This is a genomic window from Enterococcus canintestini, assembly GCF_001885735.1.
GTDB lineage: Bacteria > Bacillota > Bacilli > Lactobacillales > Enterococcaceae > Enterococcus_C > Enterococcus_C canintestini.
The window spans coordinates 20793-46060 of the sequence record NZ_JXKG01000006.1; the positions used below are offsets into that span (position 1 = coordinate 20793).

The window sequence follows — 25268 nt, forward strand, 5'->3', positions numbered from 1 at the left end:
AAAAGAGGGCATCATTCCTACAAAGACCTAACGGAATGATTTCCTCTTTAAGCTGCCCGGTAGCAGCGAATACTTTATTTGCTTAAAAGTGATTCTAGCACAGGTATGCTAAAAGTCAACGCTCGCGGCTTAAATGAGCAAATTTTTACTAATTTCTGACACTATTCTGACATTGTGGCATCAATGGCGGCCATTAATGCGTGACGAAAATTATTAGCTTCTAACGCTGCTACACCTCGAATAGTTGAGCCACCAGGAGAAGTAACGCCATCTTTTAAAACGGCCGGATGCATTTTACTTTCTAATGCTAATGTTGCGGTACCTTTTAACATTTGTTCTACTAGTTCATAAGCTAAATCACGTTTTAAGCCATGTAATACCCCAGCATCTCCCAAACTTTCAATTAATATAGCAATAAAAGCTGGTGTGCAACCTGCAATGGAGCCGACGATTTCTAAACTATCTTCCGGTACTTCATAAACTGCCCCAAGAGGAGTTAAACTGTCTAAAATAAACGCTTTTACTTTAGAATCAATATCTTTTGCAAAGCTAATGCCTAATACGCCAGCTCCTACTTGAACCGGTGTGTTTGGAATTGCATGGGCAATTGGATACTCTTGACCGACTTCTTTCATCATGGCAAAGAGATTTATGCCACCTGCTACAGAAACAATCGGCACTTTTTTAGCCAATACTGGTTGCGGTAGTGATTTTAAAATAGGTAACACACTACTATTGTTTGTGGCGATGATAATGAGATCCATCCCGCTTAAATCATTTAAGTCTGTGAGAAGTTGAAAACCTAATTCTTTTTGTAAATTCGCAGCTGTTTGGCTATGCCCACCTTTGACATAAATATTTTCAGCTGGGATTTGTTTGTCATAAAGCATTCCTTTAATTAATGCACTGCCGATTTGTCCGGCACCAAAAAACGCAATCTTCATCTTTTTTCCTCCTAATTGTAATTAAAAATTTTAGTTAAAAATTTTAGCGCAGTTGTAAATAGTGATTGAAATAATTTTTATAAGCTTTGTAACCAGCAATAATGGCACCTAAACTCGTAGTTGAAAGAAGCATAAAAGTTACCATAATCTGATATTTAATAGCATGAACCGGATCCACACCAGCAAAAATCAAACCTGACATCATGCCGGGTAAACTAACTAGGCCAACGGTTTTGGCAGAATCAATGGTTGGTTGCATCGCTGTTTTAATACTTTCTTGTAAAATAGGTAAAGACGCCAATTTAACTGGAGCACCTAGCGCTAATTTTTCAAGCACTTGTTGTCTTTGGTCGTGAAATTTTGTATACAAATTACGGTAGCATAATCCAATTGCTATCATCGCGTTACTGGCAATCATACCGCTAATAGGAATAATTTGCGAAGGAATAAATTTAATCGCACCAGCGGCAATTAAAACGCCCATCGTAAGATAAGTGCTAATAAAAATTGCCAACAATGAATCTAAGTAGTGCTTATGTGGGCTAGGATTACGCTTGTGGGCATTCCAAGCAGCATTTAAAACAATGAAAAAGCTCATACAAGTGGTTAGCCAAAAATTGTTGACTTGGAATAAATATTTTAAAAGATAACCTACAATAAATAGTTGCACCACTGCACGTAAAATACTGTAGAATATATCGCGACTTAAGCCTAGTTTTTCTTTGTAACTAATCGCTACGGCCACTAAAACTAAAATAAATGCTAAAATAAGTGATTGATTATTAACGGCTAATTGGTTCATCAATGATACTCCCTTTTTCTAGCCACAAAATTTTGCTGGCGTTTTGGATTTCTTCAGGATCGTGGGTCACTTGAATAATGGTGACATTTTCTTTTTGAACAGCCCCAATTAAGTCGTGTACAATATTTTTGCTTTTTTCGTCTAAACCAGTTGTTACTTCATCTAATAATAAGATTTCAGGCAAAAACATCAAATTCCGAATTAACGCTACCCGCTGTTTTTCACCACCAGAAAGCTCAGTAATCTTTTTATTAAGATAGCTAGTTGGTAAAGCTACTAGCTCCAATAATTCTGCTGCACGTTTATCATCAAAATTTTGATTGCGCACCGTATAGGGAAAACACAAGTTGTCAAAAACAGTTGCCCCAAACAGACTAGGTTGTTGAAAGCAATAAGATACTTGTTGGCGATATTTCACAATTTCATAGTCAGATTGTTGCTTATCTTTAAAATAAACTTTTCCAGCAGTGGGGGTTAATAAGGTTGCAATTAACTTAAGTAGTGTGCTTTTACCTCCGCCAGAAGGACCGGTTAAGGTTAAAAAGTCGCCATTTGTTAGTGCAAAAGAAATATTTTGGATGATTTTTTGTCCGGCTATTTCATATTGCACATCGGATAGACGTAGTAATGTCATAAAACTCTCCTTATATTTTTTTATCATTCAACTTTTTATTGTAAAGGAGGAATGGAAAAAATTCTAATGATGGAACTTAATTGAAAAGAAGTATCAATCACAAAATAGAGAAGGTCAAAGTAACGTTTTAACGTTATAATGAAATAACAAGTTTTTTTGAAAAGGGGTCAGAAGATGGTAGCAGTAAAAGTTGTAGTAAGTGATGTGGATGGCACGATTTTAAATTCTCAACACCAAATGAGTCAAAGATTAAAAGAAGCCATTAGAAAAATAGCAGAAAAAAATATTCCATTTGTACTAGCTTCTGCTCGTTCACCTGAAGGGATGAAACAAATTAGTCAAAAATTAGCGGTCACAAATTCGCCGCTAGCGGCTTTTAACGGCGCATTAGTGATTAGGCAAGATCAAATAATTTATAGTCAGCCAGTAGAAAAAGAAGACGTCAAAAAAATATTAGCTACTTTAAAAGTTCAATTTCCTACTATTGCTGTGAATTTGTATAGCTCAAATGAGTGGTATGTTGATCGGATGAACCAAGATGTAAAATTAGAAAGTGAAATTACCCAAATAACACCTATTGTGACAGATTTAGATCTACTAGTTGATACACGACCGGTGCACAAACTATTGCTTATTGGTGCTGTGGCTGAGATTACAGCTGCAAAAGATTTCTTAGCTCAAGAAGTTACTACAAGCGCACTTTATTTATCTAAAGATAATTATTTAGAAGTGACCCATCGCACCGTTTCAAAGGAAAGTGCCTTACAAGCCATTGCGCAATATTATAATATTACCACTAAAGAAATTATGACATTTGGTGATAACTATAATGACATTCCTATGCTTGTAGCAGCTGGAGTAGGAGTAGCGATGAATAATGCTCCTCTAGAAGTAAAAAAAGTAGCTGATAGAATTACCAAATCAAATGATGAAGATGGTGTCGCTCATATTTTAGAAGAGCTGTAATGTAGGCTTGAAATGAGAGCAAACGTACCAAATTATTTTTCTAGCAATTAGTAGTAAATAACGTGGACAAAATTCGAATGTTAACGCGATGTAAAAATTGTTTGAATAATCAGTGAATTTCGTTTACAACTGTTATTTTACATGTTATAACCTTTCAAAAGAGAGATTGAGGTGATTTCTTTGAAAAAAGAAGAAATATGTATTAATGCAGTATATGAAGCAAACGTTATTGGTTATGATGAGCGGAAAACAGTGAGAGTTGTTAATATCTTTGAACGAACTGCAACGGTAGAAATTCTAGACTGTGGACTTTTGGCATTGGCAAAATTGGAACAATGAAGGAATCATTAAATGTCTAAATTAAAAATACGCAAGCGTTTAAAAGGTCTGTTTGTAAGAAATGACCAATCGACGCTTGCGTATTTTTTATCTAAAATGGTAATCCAAAAAAAGTAACGTTAAAATTATTTTTGTGGGCTAGCTATTTATTTTTAGGAATAATGGTAATACGATATTTTTCAAAATAGCTTGCATCCCCTTTGCTTTGGGTAAAAGCAAAAATTCCCATCAGAATTGCACCAATAGTATTAGTTAATAAATCCCCCATAGTATCCATCAAAGCCGCGCGACCAATTAAATCAACACCCCCAGCACGGTAACGTTGTAAATTCATATCCCCAATCGTATCACACAAGAATTCCCAAAATTCCCAAAAGACACCACAGACACCAGCAAATGCAAAGCCGAAAAGCAAAAAGAGCCAAGGCGAGACAGCTTTACTTTGGGCTTTTTTTAAAGTGAGGATTGCGATCCCATATCCCAAAGCAGTTAAAACCATGGGGCTAATGCTGTGAAGTAATTTATCCCACCAACTGATGTAGGCAATTAAATGCAGACAAGTTCCTAAAAAGACCGAAATTAATAAAAAGAACCAATAAAAAATAACAATCATATCTGGAATTTCAATTCGTAAGAACTTGCGGCATAATTGTGGCAAGTAAATTAAAATGATACCGGCGATACATTCAACAAAGACTACCGGTGAATCTGATCGCGCCTTTGTTACCAATTCAAAAAAGTTAAACGCTAATACAAAAAGTCCAAAAGTTAAAAGTCCTAGTTGGATTTTTTTGATATTCATAAGTAAACCCTCCAACAAAAGTGTCAACAGTAACTGTTGCAATAAGTGCCAGTCTTAGTATACCAAAGATACGGAGATTACTAAATTAAGAGCCATTTGTCTTAGTCTAGCCACTCTGTTAATGCTTTTAAAACGGTTGTAACTGCAGGATCAGTTTCTTTTAGGAAATCATGTGGTAAATAATACACTGGCAGAAATTTTCCAGCACTATTTTTTCGAGCTAGTGTTTTACTGTATTGAAACGGCACTTCATTATCACTCGTACTGGCAGTACTGAATACAGGAGGTAAAGTAGTTAAATCATTTAGCGTTAATTCAAATTCTTTCTGATTGGCTGGTGTAATACCATAAAATTGCGTTAATAGCTGGTGAGAGACACCGTATAAATAAAGCAGATAGCGCTGCATAAAAGGATCGTCGAAAACAGGTGTTTTTTGATTAATGCCTTGAATCATTTCTTCAGTTATTCCCTCTGAGATTAGCTTACGGGGAATCGTAATAAATTTTAAATCATAATAACCATAGAAATTGATTATTTGATGAGGAAGGACTTGCCTTTCTTTTTGTAACCATTTCGTCAATAAAAGCATCAGGTAACTACCAGCAGAACGACCACAAAAGCTAAAAGGCGCACCTTGAATAATCGTATTTTCTATTTCATACCAAGTCTGTTTTAATTGAGTAAAAATTTCTGATAAGCTGCTATTTGGTGCCAATAAGTAATCAAAACTGATCACTGTGTACCCGCGTTCTAAAAAAGTACGAAGCAGATTTTCAGATAAATCAGCCTTACTGCCGTAAACTAAACCACCACCATGAAAATAAAGAATATAGCGGGGCGCCATTTTAGTCAGAGGTAGGTAAATGGTCGCTTCACCACCGCTGGTTAAGTGAACTTGTTTTTTCATTTTGTTTCCTCCGTAGTTTTAAATGTAATAAGTATGTGGCGATTTCGATATTCATTGTTTGTAAGTTATTGTTTAAATCTAAAGAAAGTAATTCTTGGATACGATCGATTCGATAGCGAATTGTTTTAGCATGCAAATACATTGTTTCAGAAGTTTTCTTATAGTTGCGATTATTTTGAAAAAAAGTAAATAAAGTATTAAATAATTCTGGTTGTTGTAACTGCAATGTAACGAGCTTAGATGGAATCAAATCGGCAACTTTTGTTAAATTATCTTCTGTAAGAAAATAACGGAAAATGCCTAAATCATGAATGTTAACTACATTTGCGATTAAGTAGTATTGATTGAACCGTAATGTGTCAAGGCAATCAATTAAAATTTCTTTAATTGTTTCTTTTGATTTGGGTGAACTTATTGCAATAAAAAGGTCGTTATTTTGTTTCAAAAATTCACTAAGTTGTTGGCGTATCTCTTCTTTTGTCAGACATCTATGTTCATCTTTTAAATTATATAGAATTAATGAATAATTATGATGTTCAAAAAATAAAGTATGAGTACGTAAATTTCGTAATTTATTCCGTAAGTTTCGCTTCTTGTCGTCAGACAATTTTTTCGTTCCAAATGCTACTCCTTGATAATAAGAGTAATGATCCATTTTTGCTTCTTTAAGTAAACCCTCTAGTTCATCAAGATTATTAGGCGTATTTTGTAAAATTGCATCGGCTAAGTTATTTAAACGGGTATAACGATCCTTTTTTATTAAAAAGTCCATTTGCAATCTTTCTTGAATGACATCGATTAAGTTTTCAATAATCATGAGATCTGTTTCTTTTAGTCCATCCTCACCTTCATGTACTAAAAGAGTACATTCACTACTAAAATTGTTGGCAATATTAGTTTGTAGGGCCAAATATTCTTTACTTTCGCTATGTGAGAATAGTGTTAGAAATTCATAGTGGTTTTTACTAAATTCGCTAATGGGCATCTGTACTCTTTTGGTGACGACTAATTCATGAGGAAGTGTCCCGAAATTTAACGTTAATTTCTGTTCTGGTAAAAGTAAAAGACAATCTTTTTTTATCATCCGATAAAATTCTGTCATGATCTGTTCATAGGAAGAAAAATTTCTAGTTAAACGATTAAAACGTTGTCGTACCTCGTAGTAGGTTTTTAGAACATGAGATTGATGATTTAAGATTGGTTGGTAAATTGCTAACACGATTTGTTCATAGGTTACATCTTTTCTTATTTTTATTAAGGGGAATTGATACTTGCCACAAAAAGAAAGTAGCCAATCTGGAACACGATTAATTAAGCGATCTACTTTTACTACTAGACCACTGACACCAATTCCACGCATTTTTTGGAAAAACGCTTCAATTGCAGGTAGTTCCAAGTTTTCAAACGCATAAAGTGAGGTTAAAATAAGCTGGTTCTTTCGACTCCAGTTTTCAATGTCTAGTGCTTCTAAAATCATTACTGATTCAATTTCATTTTCTAAACCAATTTCACCTGTTAGTAACTGACTATTTTGGAATATTTCTAACCTCAATAATTCATAGATTCTCATTTTATTCTCCTTTTTTACGCTTTTGGATAAAAAATAGGCGATTTTTTTAGAATATTATCAAGTGTAAACGCAATCAATAAAAAATACAATAAGTGTGTAAAGAAATATAGCAATAAAAATTAGTTTAGACGTCAACTAATTTAAGCTTTTTTCTTAAAAATAGTTATTTGAAGCGCTCAAAAAAATAAGGAGGCTCATCATGTTACAAACAGTAATTTTAAAAAATAATTATCAAGACTCCATCAATCTAATGCTACTGACAAATAAAATTAATGATTTACCAAAGGTTAATATGAGTCAAATCATGATGGGGACAGAGGCTAATAAGGATATTTTACAAAATACTAATTTATTAACAGTAGAGGCGAAAGATTCTTCGCCCAATGACTTAATGATTGTAGTTGATAGTACAGATGAAAAAATTATGGATGAAGTACTACCAACCGTTCATGAATTTTTAGATGACTTATCTGCCACAAGTAAAACGTCTGAAAATAGAGCCGTTACTTCTTGGGATGAAGCTTTGACACAATTACCAGATGCTAATATGGCACTTTTTAGTATCCCTGGTGAATATGGTGCAACTGAAATGGAAAATGCACTTAAGAAGGGCCTTCATGTTTTTTCATTTACCGACAATGTTTCATTAGAAGATGAAGTTCGCTTGAAAAATTTAGCACATGAAAAAGGTCTATTGATGATGGGACCAGATTGCGGAACAGGAATTATTTCCAGTGTTCCACTTGCTTTTACTAACGTAATTTCTCCCGGGAATATTGGAGTTGTAGGTGCTTCTGGTACAGGAATTCAAGAAGTTACAACAATCATTGATCGGCTAGGAAATGGTGTAGTCCATGCGATTGGAACAGGGGGACGCGATTTAAGTGATAAAGTTGGAGCAACCACAGTCAAAGATGCCATTGTGGCATTGGAAAACCATGAACCAACAGATGTAATTTGCGTTATTTCTAAGCCACCTGCCAAAGAAGTACGAGATGAAGTTGTCCAACTATTGCAAAGTATTTCAAAACCAGTAGTTGCAATTTTTTTAGGTGAAAAACCAACTGCTCATGAAGGAAAAGTTTATCTGGCACATACGTTAGAAGAAACAGCCAAAATTGCAATTGATTTAGCTAGTGAAAAAGCAGTCAAAAAAAATTATTTTGAAGCTGTGGCAAAACCGGATGTACCTATCTTAGCTTCCGATAAAGTTGTCAAAGGATTGTACTCTGGAGGAACTTTGGCAGCAGAAGCAGGCATGATGATTTCAGAAGCTCTTGGTTTAGATGGGCTAATTAAGCAAGAAGGATATATCTTGAAATCTAATGGTTATGAGGTGATTGATTTAGGCGATGATATTTATACCCAAGGCAAGCCTCATCCGATGATTGATCCGGATGTTCGTATTCAAAAAATTCATGAATATGGTACACAAAGTAAAACGGGTATCATTTTATTTGATGTTGTATTAGGCTATGGCGCTCATGAGGATATGGCAGGTGCTTTATTACCAGCAATCAAAGAAGAATTAGCTAAAGCAAAAGAAGAAAAGCGTACGTTATATTTTGTTGCCACAGTAGTAGGGACTAGAAAAGACCCTCAAAATTATGATGAAACAGTGAAACGATTAGAAGATGCGGGTATATTTGTTGCTGAGAGTAATGCTAAGGCAGTCCAATTAGCTTTATTACTAAAAGGTATTACTATATCAGAATCAAACAAAGAAGTAATTGACTATAAAGGTGAAAAAGTGGCCGTGCCACAAGCTAGCGCAGCTGTAACAGAAATTTTAAACACGAAACCACGTATCATTAATGTTGGCTTACAGAGTTTCAATGAGTCTATCACAGACTATGGCGGAAAATCAGTACAATTTAATTGGCGACCAAAAGCTGGTGGCAATAAAAAAATGATTAAAATTTTAAGTGCATTAGAAGATCATGCGGCAGAAATTCAGGCTGAAAATGAAAAAGTAATTGAAAAAATCAAAAATTCACAACCATTTTTAGTAAACGTCGTACCAGCTAACACGGTGATTCCCGAACTAAATGAAGCAAAAAAAACATTATTACATGCTGGACCGCCAATTACTTATGATCAAATGACAGGACCAATGAAGGGGTCTTGTATCGGTGCAGCGTTATTTGAAGGCTGGGCAGAAGATGAAACAAAAGCAAAACAGCTTTTAGAAAATGGAGAAGTTCGTTTTATCCCTTGTCATCATGTTCATGCGGTTGGCCCGATGGGTGGAATCACTTCAGGTAATATGCCAGTGGTAGTAATTAAAAACCGCTTAGATGGTACAAAAGCATATTGCACAATGAATGAAGGCATTGGTAAAGTATTACGTTTTGGGGCTTATTCACAAGAAGTTATTGATCGTCTTCATTGGATGAAGGATGTTTTAGGGCCGACGATTTCAAAAGCATTACAGCAAACGGAAGAAGGAATTAATCTAAATGTGCTCATCGCTCGTTCAATTACAATGGGGGATGAATTTCACCAACGCAATATCGCGGCTTCGGCCAATTTCTTAAAAGAAATTGCGCCACTAATTGTCAAATTACAAATGGATGAAAAAGAAAAATATGATGTTATTAAATTTTTAGCTGATACAGATCAATTCTTTTTAAATATTATGATGGCAACTGGCAAGGCAATTGTAGATGCAGCTAGGAAAGATACGAAAGGGACTATTGTAACTACAATGACACGTAATGGGGTAGATTTTGGTATACGTATTGCTGAAAGTGGTGATGATTGGTATACCGCACCAGTGAATACGCCAAAAGGATTATACTTTACGGGCTTTACAGAAGCAGATGGTAATCCTGATATTGGAGATAGTGCTATCACAGAAACCGTTGGTGTTGGAGCGATGGCAATGGTGGCTGCTCCTGGTGTGACACGTTTTGTAGGTGCGGGAGGATTTCAAGATGCTTTAGATATCTCTAATGAAATGGAACAAATTTGCCAAACTCATAACCCGACATGGACAATTCCAACATGGGATTTCAAGGGAACTTGTTTAGGGATTGATATCCGTAAAGTCGTTGAAACGGGAATTACACCAATTATTAATACAGGTATTGCTCATAAAAAGGCAGGAGTGGGACAAGTTGGTGCTGGTACAGTTAGAGCACCTCTAGGATGTTTTGAAAAAGCACTAGAAGCTTATGCTAAGGCGTGGAATATTCATGTGGAATAAGATTGTTATCAGTGATTACTTATTACCTTTAACAAAGTTTGGCACCATTGGCTTTGTTCATAGTGTTTTTGAACATTCCTTTAATCTTAAGGTTGGTGAACAATTAATCAATGTCGCAAACTACAACGAATACCTTTCGTGTTTTGGTTTATTTGTTCCAATAGATTCTTTTGCAAAGATAAAGCCATATATTAAACAAGGAGATCACATTAAAATTAAATCTGATCGGATTGTATTTTACAATCTAGCAGAAATTAAGATATTAAACCTATCAGACTACGAGGTGGTATCTTTAAAAGTAACTGCTACACAGCTAGAAAAAGAGTCGCTGCATTTTTTGCAGCAACTCTTAGTAGCGGCTAATTTGAAAGAAAAAATCGGCATTGAACAAGATGCAAAATTTGTAGCAATAAAAGAACAATTGCTACATCCTGAAACAGCTGATTGGGCTAGTATTACACAATTTTTAATAGGTCGGGGGAAAGGATTAACACCAAGTGGTGATGATATCTTAGTAGCATATACTTTTATTCTTGGTTTGAGTCACATCGACTATATTAAAGCTTTAGTGGCTGAACTTATAAAGCAAAAAGGGAATACTACAGATATAAGTTGGGCTTATATTGAAAGTTGTGTGGCAGGATATGTGAATTCGTTAATTTATCAGTTTTATATGGATTTGAAAGAAAATAAGACAGAAAAGTTTGAAAACGATATTCAACAGATAATGAAAGTAGGACATACTTCAGGAAAAGATATGTGTTACGGTATTTATTTAGGAATAAAAGCACTTTTAACTTTAAATTTTGAAAAGGAGTAAGACTATGGAATCTTCCAAACAGGCAGTAAAAGTAAGCAATAATTATTGGATGAAAGTTGTCGCCTTATTTTTTGTTGGCTGGATCTTGATGTATGCTACTCGTACTATTTTCAATCCGATAATGGGGATAATTGGGGAAAATTTTGGCTTAAGTAATACGCAGTTAGGGTTAGCAAATTCAATTTTCTTCTTAACGTATGCGATTGCGCAAGTACCATTTGGCGTTATTGGAGATAAAATTGGACGCAAATTGGTTATTACAATTGGCTTTTTAATTATGGGGGTCATGACATATTTTAGTGGTCTAGCCACGACATTTGTGATGTTCCTAGTTATTCGTGCCATGGCAGGGATTGGTCAAGGTGCATATTACGGACCGCAATACGCTTTATCCACAGAATCTATTCCGAAAAGTAAATTGACTTTGGGAACAGCGATTATTAATAGCGGAATGGCTTTTGGTACTTCTGGGGGATATTTACTTTCTAGTAAATTGGTTTTGGAAAATGGTGAACATTGGAGTAGACCATTCTTTATTATGGCTATTCCCACTATTATTGTAGCTATTTTATTTTATACTTTGTTAAAAGAAAAAGTGATTCGACCAGAAGATGAAGCAAAAGTAGTTGAAACAGATGCAGTTGGAAATAAGGTATCTTTTAAATCGATTATTTCTAACAAAAACTTACTTGCGGCGTTTATCTTATGTTTTACCAGTATTTATGCTAATTTCGTTATTATTACTTGGTTACCGTCATTTCTAATTGCTGAACGCGGATTTGCGGGTACTAGCGTTGGATTTATTTCTTCTTTAGTACCTTGGGCTTCTATTCCTGGTGCTTTGATTTTTGCCCGTTTTGCTGATAAGTCAGGAAGTACAAAAAAATTAGTTTATTTACTCGTACCATTAGCAATTTTATCTGTTTTTTCTATCGCGTTTGTGACGAATCGAACATTGCTAATTGCAGTTTTAATCTTGTATGGATTGACTGGTAAATTGGCTCTTGATCCGATCGTGGTAGCTTATGTAACAAAAAACGCTCCCAAAGGTTCTCTTTCTACTACATTAAGTGCATACAACTTTATAGGGATGTCCGGTTCTATTTTAGCACCTTATATTACAGGCTTTTTAGCAGATACAGTAGGTTCAATGAAGATTGGATTTTATCTAGCTTGTATCTTACAAGTGATTGGTTTAATAGTATTTGCTGTGTTAGCAAAAGATACAAAAGAAGAAGCATAGCTTTTCAAGCACTGTGATATAGAAGTAATAAAAGTTTGTAGAAGAAGAGTATGCTAGCTATTAATAAAATTATAACCGCTATTTTCTTTACGCTCTTTAGTAATGAAAGCTGGTGGTGGATTATTTCAATCAATAGAGGTGAATAAAATGACAAAAAAGTCTCTATGATCACCCAAATTTTGATTGCCGTCGTTTTAGGTTTGACTTTTGGATTATGGATACCAGAATGGGCCCATTACTTAAAAATTATTGGCGATATATTTTTAAAGTTGATGCAGATGGCAATACCAGTTTTAGTTTTGGGACAAATTATTCAAGCTGTTGGAAATATTAAACCGAAAGAATTGACAAGTTTGGGCTTTCGAACCATTATCGTTTTCGGTATTTCTTCGCTATTAGCCGCTTGTTGGGGAATTTTGATGGCTATCTTGTTTAATCCTGGTTACGGTGTTAAAATGACAGATTCTCTGACTAATGAAATTAAACCGCAAGAAATTTCTTTAAGTCAGACAATTAGTGATTTTTTCTCGAAAAATATTTTTACTTCACTTGCTGAAGGATCAATTATTCAAATTATCGTTTTTGCGTTGTTTTTTGGTTTAGCATTGAGCAAATTTATGCAAAAAAAACCAAAATCTCAACTGTTCCAAATTATAGTTGATTTTAACGAAGTGATTATCAACATTATTTATTATGTAATGATTTTCGCACCAATTGGAATTTTCGCACTAATAGCTTCAACGATTAGCGAATTAGGCATTAAAATTATTTTACCGTTAATGAAGTACTTGCTAGTTTACGGCATAAGTACAGTATTATTTTTAGGAATATGGATTATGATAATTAGTCTTTATGTTAAAGTAAATCCTTGGCGTTTACTTTTGAATATGAAGAATATGTCGGTAATGGCGCTAGCTACGACATCATCAGCGATTACTTTACCCATTGCTATGGAAGAATCTCATCAAAAATTGGGGTTAAGTAATCGCATCACAAATTTGGTATTACCACTGGGAATGTCATTGAATAGTAATGGTTCAGCAATGCACATGGCTATTACAGTTATGACAATTTCACAAATGTATCAAAGTGATTTTTCAATTGAAAGAATGTTTTATTTAGCGATTACTGCTACTTTTGTTTCACTAGCTAATGCCGTAGTGCCAGGAGCAGGGTTAGTATCTTTAGCAATCATTGTGCCACAGATGGGATTACCAATTGAAAGCATTGCTATCTTTGCTGGTGTAGAGTGGTTTGTCGGGATGTTACGAACTATTCTAAATGTTAACTCAGATGTATACTCCGCAATTATAGTAGCAAAATCAGTCAATGAGCTTGATTATACTATTTTTAATCAAAAATGAAAAAATGAGTAAAAAGTTGTCTATTTAAAGTATTATAGACAACTTTTTATTGTTTAATAGGTAAAACATTCATTTCTAAATAGAGTGAATGATTTCACTCTATTTCACGATGTTGGTATTTTAATTTTCTTGTGCTACTATAAGAAAATACGTAAAGCAGGGTTTTAAACTGATTTTGAAGGGAAGAATAAAATGGCTGTATTCTTTTATACTGATCGTGGGAATAATCAAAATGAAGATTTTGTCTATGGTAATGATACATTTGGTTTTATCTTAGATGGTGCTAGTGGCCTAGGGGAAAATTATTTAGTAGGGAATAGTGATGCACAAGTTTTTAGTCATTTTATTGGTAGTCAGTTGATTACACTTCTTGCTAATGAAAAAATGGCGACGAATCGGGCGTTAATGCAAGCAGTGACTAAATTTGCTCAGAAATACCGCAAAGAATTAGGTAGACTAACTCCAGACTTATGGCCGAGTGCTACTTTTAGCTGCTATCGTAAAATCGGCGATGAGATGGAATTTAGCTGGTTAGGTGATTCACCAATAACTGCTTTTTTGAGCCAACAGATGCGCACCTTTTATGACCGAACAGTGCCACAAAATGATCAACGAATTGTGATGACTTTTCATCAGCTCTTAAAAAAAGGTGAAGTAATTGACGTGGCAAAAGAAACAGTCAAAGAAGATTTAATTAAAAATCGTCAGATGAAAAATACACCGAATGGTTATGCTATTTTAGATCCATCACCAATTGGGATTGCACGTTTATCACAAAAAAAACTACCCCTTGTCCAGGTAGAAAAAATTGTCATTACAAGCGATGGTTTTTATCGGTTAGTGGATACGTTTAACGAGTGTACCCCACATCAATTAGGTCAATTTAAAGATTATAGTATGCTTATTTCTGCTTGCGATCATCTTCGCCAGCTAGAAAGAGAAGATGCTCAATTACTAACTTATCCGCGTTTCAAGCAAAGTGACGATGCGAGTATTCTGGTGTGGCAAAAATAAAAGACGGTGTGACAGGAATCTTGTCACACCGCTTTTTTAGTAGAACTAGTGTAAAGAAGAAATAGATGACATCAATAATAAATCTTCTTTAAATATTAGCTTGATAGTCGTAAAATGAAGCAAACTGTTCAATAGCTTTGTTAGGCGTTTTTCACGATTTTTTGAATTTGGTCATCTAAACTACGAATAACAGTTGCAGGATTATCTTTAAAATTTTTACTAAAAGAGTTTTGAGTTGCACTAACAGTGCCAACTTCTTGATTCATGATATCGTAGATAACTAAACTTTCATCTTCTTTGCGCCATTTTACTTTCCAATAAGGACCTTCTAAAGCGCCGTTTAATATATCTTGAGCGTTGTCTAAAACGGCTTGTTTAATAACGATTTCTTCGGTAGTTTCAATTCCTCTGTTTTTATCTTCATTTAATTTTTCAGCAACTTCATTCATATTAGTGGGAACAAGTACGGACATCTCACATTCCTCCTTTTTTTCTATTATAGCTTTATTTGTAAAATGTTGGTAAAAATTGCTTTTCATCAGAACAATGGTTTTTATTTCACAAAATTGAAGAGAAGGTCTACTCTTTAAATAGAAATGAAATGTAAGTAAACAAAGAAGGGATGAATGAAATGAATAAGCACAGTGAATGCACGACGATTTTAGTAGGGAAAAAAGCTTCCATTGACGGCTCTACGATGATTGCACGTAACGAAGATGGTGAAGCGCCATTAAATCCGAAAAATTTTATCGTAGTCAACCCGTCAGAGCAAAAACAAGATTATAAGGCTGTTATCAGTGGTGTAGAAATAAAATTACCAGCGAATCCTTTACGTTATACGGCGACACCCGATGTTTCGCCTAAAATTGGTATTTGGGGTGAGTCAGGTATTAATAGTGCCAATGTGGCGATGTCTGCTACAGAAACGATTACTAGTAATTCCCGTATTTTAGGCATTGATCCCTATGTTGAAGGTGGGATTGGTGAAGAGGACATGTTAACAGTTGTCTTACCTTACATTAAAAGTGCAAAAGAAGGGGTAGAACGTCTTGGGGCACTGCTGGAAGAGTTTGGCACTTATGAACCCAATGGCATCGCTTTTTCTGATAATGAAGAAATTTGGTGGCTTGAAACAATTGGAGGCCATCATTGGGCAGCTGTGCGTATTCCAGATGATGCTTATGTAGTTGCACCAAATCGTATGAATATTACCGATTTTGATTTTGAGGCCCCAGATACAATGTGCTCATCAGATTTAAAAGAATTGATTGATGAAAATCATTTGAATCCGGACTATGATGGCTACAATTTGCGACATATATTTGGTAGCGCAACAGTTAAAGATAACCAATACAATAATCCTCGTGCTTGGTATATTCAACGTTTCTTTACCCCTGAGGTAGAACAATCGCCTTTTGATCAAAATTTACCGTTCATTTGTAAAGCGAATCGTTTAATTAGTATTGAAGATGTGAAGTGGGCGCTTAGTTCTCATTATGAAGAAACGGTGTATGACTGTTATGGTGATGGTACTGATGCACAAAAACGTCAGCTACGTCCAGTAGGAATTAATCGTAATCAAGAAGTTCATATTTTGCAATTACGCAATGATGTTGCAAAAGAAATTGCAGGAATTCACTGGCTCGCCTTTGGTCCTAATACTTTTAATACAGTGGTGCCGTTTTATGCCAATGTTACAGATACTCCTGCTTTTTATAAAGAAGTCAGCGAAGAATTTGGCTTGGATAACATGTACTGGTTAAGTGGACTTATCGCGGTTTTAGGGGATACGAATTATAATTTGTATTCCGATGTCAGAGATGACTATGTTCAAGCAAGTGTCGCTGCTTTTCGCCAAATTCAACGGCAAAGTGATCAAGCGGCATCAAGTCAAACTGATCTTTCCCATTATTTAGCTTCAGTAAATGAGGAATATGCAAAAGTAGCTAAAGAAATGACCACAAAGTTATTAGGGCAAATGGTAATGTTAGGAGCACCTCAAATGAAGCTACGCTTTAATTTAGGCGATTAAAAATTGTTTAACTAAGTATCAAGTAAATAAGCAAAGTTACAGATAGTTATTTAACTATTAAAGAATAAAATGAAGTTTTTAAAATGGTGTTTTTATTTTCAAAAACTTTATCTAAAAAAACAGCCACTGCGCGCCGAAGTGAGCAAAATTAGATTTTCAGTCTAATTTTCACTCCACTTCAAGGCTTAATGTAGTGGCTGTTTTTAGTGCTTATTTTAGTTGTGTTAGTGCTTTTTGTGGCACTGTCTTCTCGTTAACTTCTTCCCACTGGGTGACTTCTTCTTTTTTAGAATTATAGGTCACTTTTAAGTAGGCATTTTTTCGTAAGGGACGTTCTTTATTGGCTCTAAATGATAATTCTTTGCTGTTACCTTTATCATCGTAGCCGGTGAGTTGATATTCATAATCCAAATACTCTTGACCACTGTCATCTTTTAACGTTACTTGTTTACCATCGGTTGTAATCTGGACGTAATAAGTGTCTCCACCCATCTCAGTATTTTCAATAAATTTAAATAACCCAAAGGCTGCAGCAATGATTACTACTAAGCCGATTAATAGTTTTTTCACGTGTTCCACCATCCTAGTTCCTTTATAGTCTTATCTTAAAGCTATTTTAAAAAAGGTGCCATTGTTTTAACTTGCGTTAGACTTACAATTTTGCAATGATTCTTTTGACAAAAAAAAGCCTTAAAAAGGCTCGAGTAATAAGAAAACTTCATATAAAAATTGGCCTATAGGATACGGCTAAAGGACAAAATAAAAATTGGGGCGGAAACAATGGGGAGAAAGTTTCCGCCTAATGGAAAATTAAGGTTATCGGGGAATATCCTCTATTTCTAGTTCCATATTTTACACTTATTTCTACAATTATTAAATTTTAGCTGTAGGAAAACAGAAAAATATTTTTAGTTTAAGTTATTTTTAAATCAGAAAATTGTTGTTAGAAAAGGATTGAATGATAAATAAGTGTTTTTCTTCATTTTTTTTTAGATTTTAGAATTTTTTGATAGCAAATAAAATTTAGTTAGGGGAAAGAATAATAATTTGAGCAATCGGTTGCTGTAGTATTGATAATTTTTATTCAGATTTGAAACTTATAAATATTTTTATCAAATTATCCAAGCATTTTCACTGTTTTATCTGATTTTTTTATAAAAGAATATGTCTGCAATCGATTGCGTAGTTTCGTTGAAAAGCATTTTCTTTTATGCCATAATGAGATTGAAATGACAGCAAATAAAGAAAGCGTCACAATAAAAAAGAAAAGGTGTGATGAAATGAACACAGCAGCAATTGCCCACCGTCCAGATAGTGAGTTTGCCTATCTTTATCAAAAAGATATCATGCATATTCGTTTAAAAACGGCGAAAAATGATGTCGCAAATGTAGAATTAATTCATGGTGATACTTATACATTAGCAGAAGAGAAATGGTACCGACATCCTTTAAAAATGGAAAAGTATCTGAGCACGGCTGTTCATGATTACTGGGTAGTGGCAACGAGTGAGCCTTTTAAACGAATGGCCTATGCTTTTCGGGTAGTAGGTGAAGATGGCACAGAAGTATTTTATGGCGATCATGGTTGTTTTCCTTTTGACAAACAACATTTAGAAATGCCCAATAATTATTTTAGAATGCCTTATTTTCATGAAATCGATCGTTTTAAAGCGCCGGCTTGGGTGAAAAATACAGTTTGGTATCAAATTTTTCCAGAGCGTTTTGCAAATGGCGATAAAACAAACGATCCTAAAGGTACATTTCCGTGGGGGAGTAAAGCACCTGATCGCCAAGATTTTTTTGGTGGTGATTTACAAGGTGTCTTAGATCATCTCGATCATTTTACTGAGCTGGGAATTAATGGTCTGTACTTTTGCCCAATTTTTAAAGCCTATTCCAATCATAAATACGATACGATTGATTATTTTGAAATTGATCCTGATTTTGGGGATAAGGCGCTATTTAAAAAACTCGTAGACGAATGTCACAAACGCGGAATTAAAGTCATGTTGGATGCTGTTTTTAATCATATGGGGGATACTTCACCCCAATGGCAAGATGTCATTAAAAATGGCGCGGACTCAAAATATGCGGATTGGTTTCACGTCAATTCATTTCCAGTTAGTTATACAGAAGGAAAAGATTTTGAAAATGCAACGGATATTACCTATGATGTTTTTGCGTTTACCCCGCATATGCCAAAACTCAATACAGCTAATCCTGAGGTCAAGGAATATTTATTAAGTATTGCGGCTTATTGGATTGAAGAATTTGATATTGATGCGTGGCGCTTAGATGTTGCTAATGAAGTAGATCATACTTTTTGGAAAGAATTTCGTGAAGTTTGTGACGCGATAAAAGATGACTTTTATATTTTAGGGGAAATTTGGCATTCTGCCCAAAGCTGGTTAAATGGGGATGAGTTCACCGCGGTAATGAATTATGCTTATACTGATGCAATCGTAGGCGCATTTGTTAAAAAAGAAATCAGTTTGGAAAAAATGGTCTCAGAAATTAACCGCCATTTAATGATGTATCGGGAACAAACAAATGCGATGCAATTTAATGTTTTAGATTCTCATGATACTCCCCGGATTCTAACTGAAGCTAACGAAGATAAAGATTTAATGAAACAAGTTGAAGCCTTTACGTATTTACAGCCAGGATCGCCTTGTATTTACTATGGTGATGAGTTTGCTATGACAGGCGAGATGGACCCTGATTGTCGTAAATGTATGGTGTGGCAAAAAGAAGAACAAGATCGTGATATGTTTGACTTCTTTAAAAAATTGGTTAGTTTCAGACGGGAACATGCGGCCATTTTAGCCGACGGAAAAATGATTTGGGAAACAGTTAATTTAGCAAATGAACAAATCGTCTTAAGCCGTAAATTAGATGATGAAATAATTTGTGGTCATTTTAACTTAGGAACAACTAAAAATGTATTTGAGAAAAACGGAACGATTCTTTTAGGGCATGGTTTTGAAGAAACAGCTGGGCAGATAACGATTGCGCCAAAAGGTTTTGTTATAACCAAAGCGTAGAAAAAGGGTGAAAGAAATGGAAAAACACTGGTGGCAAGAAGTAGTAGTGTATCAAATTTATCCTCGCAGTTTTAAAGATAGTAATGGCGATGGAATCGGCGATCTTGGTGGTATTATTGAAAAATTAGATTATTTAAAGGAGTTGGGAATTGGCGCAATTTGGTTATCGCCAGTTTATGCTTCTCCAAATGATGATAATGGGTATGATATTTCAGATTATGAAAAAATCATGACTGAATTCGGTACGATGGCAGATATGGATCACCTGATTGCAGCGGCCAATCAGCGCAATATTAAAATTATCATGGATTTAGTCGTCAATCACACATCTGATGAACATCAATGGTTTGTTGAGGCAAAAAAAGGACGTGACAATTTATATCGCGATTATTACATTTGGGCAGATCCAAAATCTGACGGTAGCGCTCCGAATGAATTGCCATCGACGTTTTCTGGTAGTGCTTGGGAGTTTGATGAAGCCAGCGGACAGTATTATTTACATCTATTTTCAAAAAAACAACCGGATTTAAATTGGGCCAATGAACAGGTTCGACAATCCGTTTATGACATGATGAACTTTTGGATTGCTAAAGGAATTGGCGGTTTCCGGATGGATGTTATCGATTTGATTGGTAAAGTTCCCATGGAAATGATTACGGGAAATGGGCCGAAGCTGCACGATTATTTACAAGAAATGAATCAAGCGACATTTTTTAAACACGATCTTTTGACGGTCGGTGAAACGTGGGGCGCGACACCAGAAATCGCCAAATTATATTCTAATCCTAAACGTAATGAATTGAGTATGGTTTTTCAATTTGAACACGTTGGTTTAGATGAACAACCCCAAAAAAGTAAATGGGATTTACGCCCATTGGTAGTTGCCGAATTAAAAGCGGTTTTTGAAAAGTGGCAAACAGAATTAGGTAATGAGGGTTGGAACTCACTATTTTGGAATAACCATGACTTGCCACGGATTATTTCTCGTTGGGGCGATGAAAAAAATTATCGTGTGAAAAGTGGTAAATTATTGGCTATTTTATTACATCTTTTAAAGGGAACACCTTATATTTATCAAGGAGAAGAGATTGGCATGACCAATCGACCGGTGACTGCAATTGAAGAAGTGGATGATATTGAAAGTATCAATATGTATCATGAACGCCTCGCAGAAGGCTATGACCCTAAAGAAATTATTCAATCGATTAATGTCAAAGGTCGGGATAATGCTCGTACGCCGATGCAGTGGGATGACAGTGAAAATGCTGGCTTTACCACCGGTACTCCTTGGCTTTTTGTCAATGAAAATTATCAAAAGATAAATGTAGCCCAAGCCTTAGCGGATAAAGATTCGCTATTTTATACGTATCAAAAGTTAATTCAGTTGCGCAAAAATAATCCAATCGTTGTTTGGGGAGATTTTCAATTAATTGAAACGGCCCCTGAGGTTTTTGCTTATAAACGCCATTATGAAGGCAAGACTTGGTTAGTGGTAACAAATTTTTCTAGCAATGAAAATAAATTTGATTACGATGGATTGCTAAAAGAGATCATTATTACTAATGGCATCTTACCACAAGATTTGAAAAATCTTACTTTAGCTCCATGGGATGCTTTTGTTGTGGAAGTTGAAAAATCATGACGAGTTGGTGGCAAAATGCAGTCGGTTATCAAATCTATCCCCGTAGCTTTTTTGATAGTAATGGCGATGGAATTGGGGATATTAAAGGAATTATTGAAAAATTACCTTATTTAAAAGAGTTGGGTGTCGATTTTATTTGGCTCAATCCAATGTATAAATCCCCTAACGTTGATAATGGTTATGATATTTCAGATTACCAAGATATTGCAGCTGAGTTTGGCAATATGGCCGATTTTAAGACGCTTTTACAGGCGACGCATCAAATCGGTTTAAAACTTATTTTGGATTTAGTGGTAAATCATACCAGTGATCAACACCCGTGGTTTGTTGAAGCTAAAAAAGGTAAAGATAATCCTTATCGTAATTATTATCACTGGCAAGATGCAACAGAAACTAAATTACCAAATAATTGGCAAAGTTTTTTTGGAGGATCTACTTGGACCTTTGATGAAAAAAGTTCACAGGCTTATTTTCATGTTTTTGCCCCAGAACAACCAGATTTAAATTGGAAAAATGAAGCTGTTAGAAATGAAATTTATCAAATGATTCGTTTTTGGCTTGATATGGGAATTGACGGCTTTCGTTTAGATGCGATTAGTCATATTCAAAAAGAACCTTGGGATTTTCAGATCAAAACAAATCCGTGGGCACCATTTATGAATGTTGCAGGAATTGACGATTACATGAAAGATTTACAACAAATTTTTAATGAATATGATGTCATGACTGTTGGTGAAGCTAGCGGTGTTTCTAGTAAAAAAGCAGTGAATTGGACAGATAAAGACGGCTATTTGGATATGATTTTTGAACTTGAACATAATGTGCGGATGGGAAAACCTGGGAAAGAGCGGATTAACTTACTTGGCTTTAAAAAGGTTATCGCTCGTTGGCAAAAAGATTTAGGACCAAAAGGCTGGAATGCGCTTTATATTGAAAATCACGATAATCCTCGTTTTAATTCTATTTTAGGAAATGAAACAAGTAAGTCAGCTAAAGCACTGGCGTTAATGTATTTATTTTTAAGGGGAACGCCATTTATTTATCAGGGACAAGAACTTGGCATGACCAATTATCCCTTTAAAGCTATTAGTGAGATTAATGCCAAAGATACATTGTCTTATTATAAACGCTTATTAGCTGAAAAAAGTGAGGACGAAGCACTAAAACTTGCTACCGCTTGGACAAGAGATCATGCACGTACACCGATGCAGTGGGATACTAAAAAAAATAGTGGTTTTACCACAGGGCGCCCTTGGCTTAAAGTGAACCCTAATTATGAAAAGATAAATGTCGCTACTGAAGATAAAGATTCTGAATCGGTTTTAAATTTTTATCGACAGTTGATTGCACTACGCAAAAAAGAACAGGCTTTTATAACGGGCACGTTTACTTTATTGGCGGCAAAAGATCCTGATATCTTTGCTTATATGAGAACAGGGAAAAAACAATTTTTAATTGTCACCAATATTAGTCAAAAGGTGCGCAAATTCACATTGCCTAAAAAAGTTTGGCAAAAAAATTGGCAGCTTGTGATTGCAAATGATCAAAATGCACCGCAAACAGTTTCTCAAAATATGCAATTAAATCCCTATGATGCTTGGTTATTTGAACAAAACTAAGGGCAGTTTAACTTGTTTGCTTTAGATAATAAGAGTAGCGCAAAACAAACTTATGAATTGATACAGCATAATCATGTGCTTTATTTTGTCTAATATTTATAATTTTGCTAAACTGAAGTCTATAAGTTGAAAGAAAGAGATAGGAGCAAATAATGGCGACAAAATGGCAAAAAAAAGATTTATGGGCTTTGTTCATCATACCGTTGGAACTTTTAATAGGAAATAATTTGATTCATATTTCTTATTTTAAGGATAATCCGTTATATCTTTTAATTGGTAGTGTGGGCATTAATTTAGTGGCTTTTTCAATTCTAATTTTTTTCTACAAAAAAGATTTGAAAGAGCAGTGGTCACAGTATCGCCAACGTTTGTGGTTAAACTTATTGTTGGCAGTTGTTTTAGTAGTTGCAAGTCATCTCTTGATTCAATTTGTCAGAGGGACTATACCGGAAAATTTATTAAAAATTTCAACTGATGCTTCTGATGCAGCAGTATCAGAAAGTAGTTTTAGTGGCAATGTCCAACTTGTGGCGCTGTTTTTAGCGGCGATTCCCTCTTTTATAGCGCCTTTTTCAGAAGAACTCATATTCCGCTATCTATTAGTTGGCAAAGCCCCTAACAATTTGGTGAGAATTGTGATGTTATTTGTTCAAGCTGTTTTATTTGGTTTGATTCATTATGCTAATTTTAACGGTAACATCTATGCAACGATTCCATATATGGCAGTAGGATTTTTCTTTGGTCTTATTTACATGGTTTATCGTAATATTTGGGGATCATTGATTGTCCATTGGATCTTCAATACCGTTAATCAGATGTTGCCAACGTTATTCATTATCATTTTGACATTACTCGGAATTGTAAAGTAATCTAATGGGCGATTAAACGGATAAAAATTGCAAATTTAGTAGTCTTATAAGTGGAAAGTTTAGGCAGTGTGACAAAAGTCTTGTCACGCTGCCTTTTTTCCGAATAAGCGGTTGATAGCAGCTGTTTTTATTACAAGCTCTTTTTTTAATAAAATGTTTAAAGAAGTATTTTAAGCAATCATGAGTTAAATAAGAAGGCAGTCTAATCATTTAACGCCAATAAATGTTTTCTTAAAAGCGGATCAGAAGCATACAGATACAGACCAAATTTTCCCCGTTTTAATAAAATATTAACTGAGTTCATGACGATAGCATCTTTTGCTTTAGCTAGCATAGGAATATCATTTCTATTTTTAAAAGCTTCGTGATCTTCGTAAAGACTACTGTCAACATAGATTTTGTCTTTTTTTTCATCGTATTTAATGCTCGGACCTAAAATAACACCGGCGTAATTTAAATCAAATCCTTGTATGGTATAAATGGAGCCGACTTCCTGAATGGTTTCTGGGCGCTCTGCCCAAGGACGGTCGGTAAAATTAATTTTATCCCAAGGCAACTTTAATTGCCCAGCTGTCACAAACCACGTCTTTCCATCTAAAACGGTAAAAGGAAAATCAGCGGTGGCTAACAGGCGGGATAGTCCGAAAGCCTTATTTTTTTCCTGTATTTTTTCATACATTGGTAAGCCATCGGCAAAAAATTCTAACTCAAAATTGGCAGTTTGGGGTCTTTTTAACAGTTTCCCTTTTGTAAAAGCATCAATCCAAGCGGTTATCGCTTTATTTTGGACACGATACTGTTTATCCAAGTGATAATATTCGGTTGGGTGACCAGTTAATAACGCTTTTAGCCAATCATTTTGCCAGTAACTTTTGAGTTTCACTACTTGCTGCGGATCAAAAACAAAAATCACCACTTTAGCTAACTGCATAATTTCAGCTAATTGATTTTGTTGTTTAAAATTATTAAAGGGATCCTCTTTAGTTAATAACAAATGGCCCTCATCAATCATCACAATATCGGCTTGTTGATGATTTTTTTTATAACGGTTAATAAAAGGAGTTGGTTTCATAAAATCTTTTTTATAAAGGTGGCTTGTTTTTGTCGCCAGTTCTTTATAAATTTTTAGCATCTCATTGTGATTAACCAATAATTTATTGTCAAAGCCAGAAAAAGGAGTATCTTTTTGACGGGCTAACGTTTGTAATTTTTCAAAAGCACTAGCTAAAACAATGCTTTTACCCGCACCAGCGTCGCCACTTAAAACAAAGACGGCGGACTTTTTGGCCGTCGCATTTTCGGCACTGAACTTTAAAATTGCGTCTATCACTTTTTGTTGTGAGGGATCTAATTGGGCCGTTTTAGGCAGAATAAAACTACTCGTAAATGTTTCCATTGTCTTCACTTCCTAAACATTATTGTAGAAAAAATCTTCTTATTTGTAGAAT

At 34.9% G+C, this 25268-nt stretch carries 21 protein-coding genes; 12 read left to right on the forward strand and 9 right to left on the reverse strand.

Annotation, left to right across the window (positions count from 1 at the left end; genetic code table 11):
• Window positions 1-161 precede the first annotated feature (161 nt).
• Genes proC through RU96_RS05175 form a run of 3 tightly spaced genes read right to left on the reverse strand, consistent with a single transcriptional unit; the run spans window position 162 to window position 2380 of the window.
• The gene (proC, locus tag RU96_RS05165) at window positions 162-944 is read right to left on the reverse strand and encodes a pyrroline-5-carboxylate reductase (protein ID WP_071864470.1); all 783 of its coding nucleotides are present in this window, start codon (window positions 942-944) and stop codon (window positions 162-164) included.
• 43 nt (window positions 945-987) lie between these two features.
• Window positions 988-1746 carry an ABC transporter permease gene (locus RU96_RS05170; protein ID WP_071864471.1) on the reverse strand — a complete coding sequence of 253 codons (759 nt, stop codon included), beginning with the start codon at window positions 1744-1746 and terminating at the stop codon, window positions 988-990.
• Window positions 1727-2380, reverse strand: a complete 654-nt coding sequence (locus RU96_RS05175; RefSeq protein ID WP_071864472.1) for an ABC transporter ATP-binding protein — start codon at window positions 2378-2380, stop codon at window positions 1727-1729. The genes RU96_RS05170 and RU96_RS05175 overlap by 20 nt, the downstream gene beginning before the upstream one ends.
• A 174-nt stretch (window positions 2381-2554) precedes the next feature.
• Between RU96_RS05175 and RU96_RS05180 the strand changes: the two genes are divergently transcribed.
• Together RU96_RS05180 and RU96_RS13030 are read left to right on the forward strand one after the other, a co-directional pair.
• The gene (locus RU96_RS05180) at window positions 2555-3346 is read left to right on the forward strand and encodes a Cof-type HAD-IIB family hydrolase (protein ID WP_071864473.1); all 792 of its coding nucleotides are present in this window, start codon (window positions 2555-2557) and stop codon (window positions 3344-3346) included.
• Window positions 3347-3526: 180 nt separating this feature from the next.
• The gene (locus RU96_RS13030; protein ID WP_169818343.1) at window positions 3527-3685 is read left to right on the forward strand and encodes a hypothetical protein; all 159 of its coding nucleotides are present in this window, start codon (window positions 3527-3529) and stop codon (window positions 3683-3685) included.
• Between the two features lie 142 nt (window positions 3686-3827).
• On the opposite strand, the gene RU96_RS05185 is transcribed toward RU96_RS13030, so the two are convergent.
• From RU96_RS05185 to RU96_RS05195, 3 genes are all read right to left on the reverse strand, one after another.
• Window positions 3828-4487, reverse strand: a complete 660-nt coding sequence (locus tag RU96_RS05185; RefSeq protein ID WP_071864474.1) for a DUF2238 domain-containing protein — start codon at window positions 4485-4487, stop codon at window positions 3828-3830.
• Between the two features lie 101 nt (window positions 4488-4588).
• The gene (locus tag RU96_RS05190) at window positions 4589-5395 is read right to left on the reverse strand and encodes an alpha/beta hydrolase (protein WP_071864475.1); all 807 of its coding nucleotides are present in this window, start codon (window positions 5393-5395) and stop codon (window positions 4589-4591) included.
• Entirely contained in the window at window positions 5361-6965 is a 1605-nt protein-coding gene (locus RU96_RS05195) for a PucR family transcriptional regulator (protein ID WP_071864476.1), read from the reverse strand. Before RU96_RS05195 ends, RU96_RS05190 begins: the two co-directional genes overlap by 35 nt.
• A 199-nt stretch (window positions 6966-7164) precedes the next feature.
• Here RU96_RS05195 and RU96_RS05200 point away from each other — a divergent pair, with 199 nt between their 5' ends.
• The 5 genes from RU96_RS05200 (at window position 7165) to RU96_RS05220 (ending at window position 14614) form a co-directional block, all read left to right on the forward strand.
• On the forward strand, window positions 7165-10173 hold the full coding sequence (locus RU96_RS05200; protein ID WP_071864477.1) for a bifunctional FdrA/YlbE family protein: 3009 nt from the start codon (window positions 7165-7167) through the stop codon (window positions 10171-10173).
• Window positions 10163-10993 (forward strand): oxamate carbamoyltransferase subunit AllH family protein, encoded by an 831-nt coding sequence (locus tag RU96_RS05205; RefSeq protein ID WP_071864478.1) that lies wholly within the window; start codon window positions 10163-10165, stop codon window positions 10991-10993. Before RU96_RS05200 ends, RU96_RS05205 begins: the two co-directional genes overlap by 11 nt.
• 4 nt (window positions 10994-10997) lie before the next feature.
• A complete protein-coding gene (locus RU96_RS05210; RefSeq protein WP_071864479.1) occupies window positions 10998-12236 on the forward strand; it encodes an MFS transporter in 1239 nt (412 codons plus the stop codon).
• A 164-nt stretch (window positions 12237-12400) separates the two neighbouring features.
• Window positions 12401-13600, forward strand: coding sequence for a dicarboxylate/amino acid:cation symporter (locus tag RU96_RS05215; RefSeq protein ID WP_071864480.1), 1200 nt, complete (start codon window positions 12401-12403; stop codon window positions 13598-13600).
• Between the two features lie 192 nt (window positions 13601-13792).
• Entirely contained in the window at window positions 13793-14614 is an 822-nt protein-coding gene (locus RU96_RS05220; protein WP_071864481.1) for a hypothetical protein, read from the forward strand.
• 140 nt (window positions 14615-14754) lie between these two features.
• Here RU96_RS05220 and RU96_RS05225 read toward each other — a convergent pair whose 3' ends face one another.
• Entirely contained in the window at window positions 14755-15087 is a 333-nt protein-coding gene (locus RU96_RS05225) for a hypothetical protein (RefSeq protein ID WP_071864482.1), read from the reverse strand.
• 158 nt (window positions 15088-15245) lie between these two features.
• Between RU96_RS05225 and RU96_RS05230 the strand changes: the two genes are divergently transcribed.
• Entirely contained in the window at window positions 15246-16646 is a 1401-nt protein-coding gene (locus tag RU96_RS05230) for a C69 family dipeptidase (protein WP_071864483.1), read from the forward strand.
• Window positions 16647-16856: 210 nt separating this feature from the next.
• Here the strand turns inward: RU96_RS05230 and RU96_RS05235 are convergent, their stop codons facing one another.
• Window positions 16857-17216 carry a YxeA family protein gene (locus tag RU96_RS05235; RefSeq protein WP_071864484.1) on the reverse strand — a complete coding sequence of 120 codons (360 nt, stop codon included), beginning with the start codon at window positions 17214-17216 and terminating at the stop codon, window positions 16857-16859.
• Between the two features lie 710 nt (window positions 17217-17926).
• On the opposite strand from RU96_RS05235, the gene RU96_RS05240 reads away from it, so the two are divergent.
• From RU96_RS05240 to RU96_RS05255, 4 genes are all read left to right on the forward strand, one after another.
• Window positions 17927-19690: a glycoside hydrolase family 13 protein gene (locus RU96_RS05240; protein ID WP_071864485.1), complete on the forward strand. Its 1764-nt coding sequence runs from the start codon at window positions 17927-17929 to the stop codon at window positions 19688-19690.
• A gap of 16 nt (window positions 19691-19706) precedes the next feature.
• Entirely contained in the window at window positions 19707-21332 is a 1626-nt protein-coding gene (locus tag RU96_RS05245) for a glycoside hydrolase family 13 protein (RefSeq protein WP_071864486.1), read from the forward strand.
• A complete protein-coding gene (locus RU96_RS05250) occupies window positions 21329-22951 on the forward strand; it encodes a glycoside hydrolase family 13 protein (RefSeq protein WP_071864487.1) in 1623 nt (540 codons plus the stop codon). Before RU96_RS05245 ends, RU96_RS05250 begins: the two co-directional genes overlap by 4 nt.
• 152 nt (window positions 22952-23103) lie before the next feature.
• Window positions 23104-23820 carry a CPBP family intramembrane glutamic endopeptidase gene (locus tag RU96_RS05255; protein ID WP_071864488.1) on the forward strand — a complete coding sequence of 239 codons (717 nt, stop codon included), beginning with the start codon at window positions 23104-23106 and terminating at the stop codon, window positions 23818-23820.
• 202 nt (window positions 23821-24022) lie between these two features.
• Here the strand turns inward: RU96_RS05255 and RU96_RS05260 are convergent, their stop codons facing one another.
• The gene (locus RU96_RS05260) at window positions 24023-25216 is read right to left on the reverse strand and encodes a DUF2075 domain-containing protein (protein ID WP_071864489.1); all 1194 of its coding nucleotides are present in this window, start codon (window positions 25214-25216) and stop codon (window positions 24023-24025) included.
• Window positions 25217-25268 lie beyond the last annotated feature (52 nt).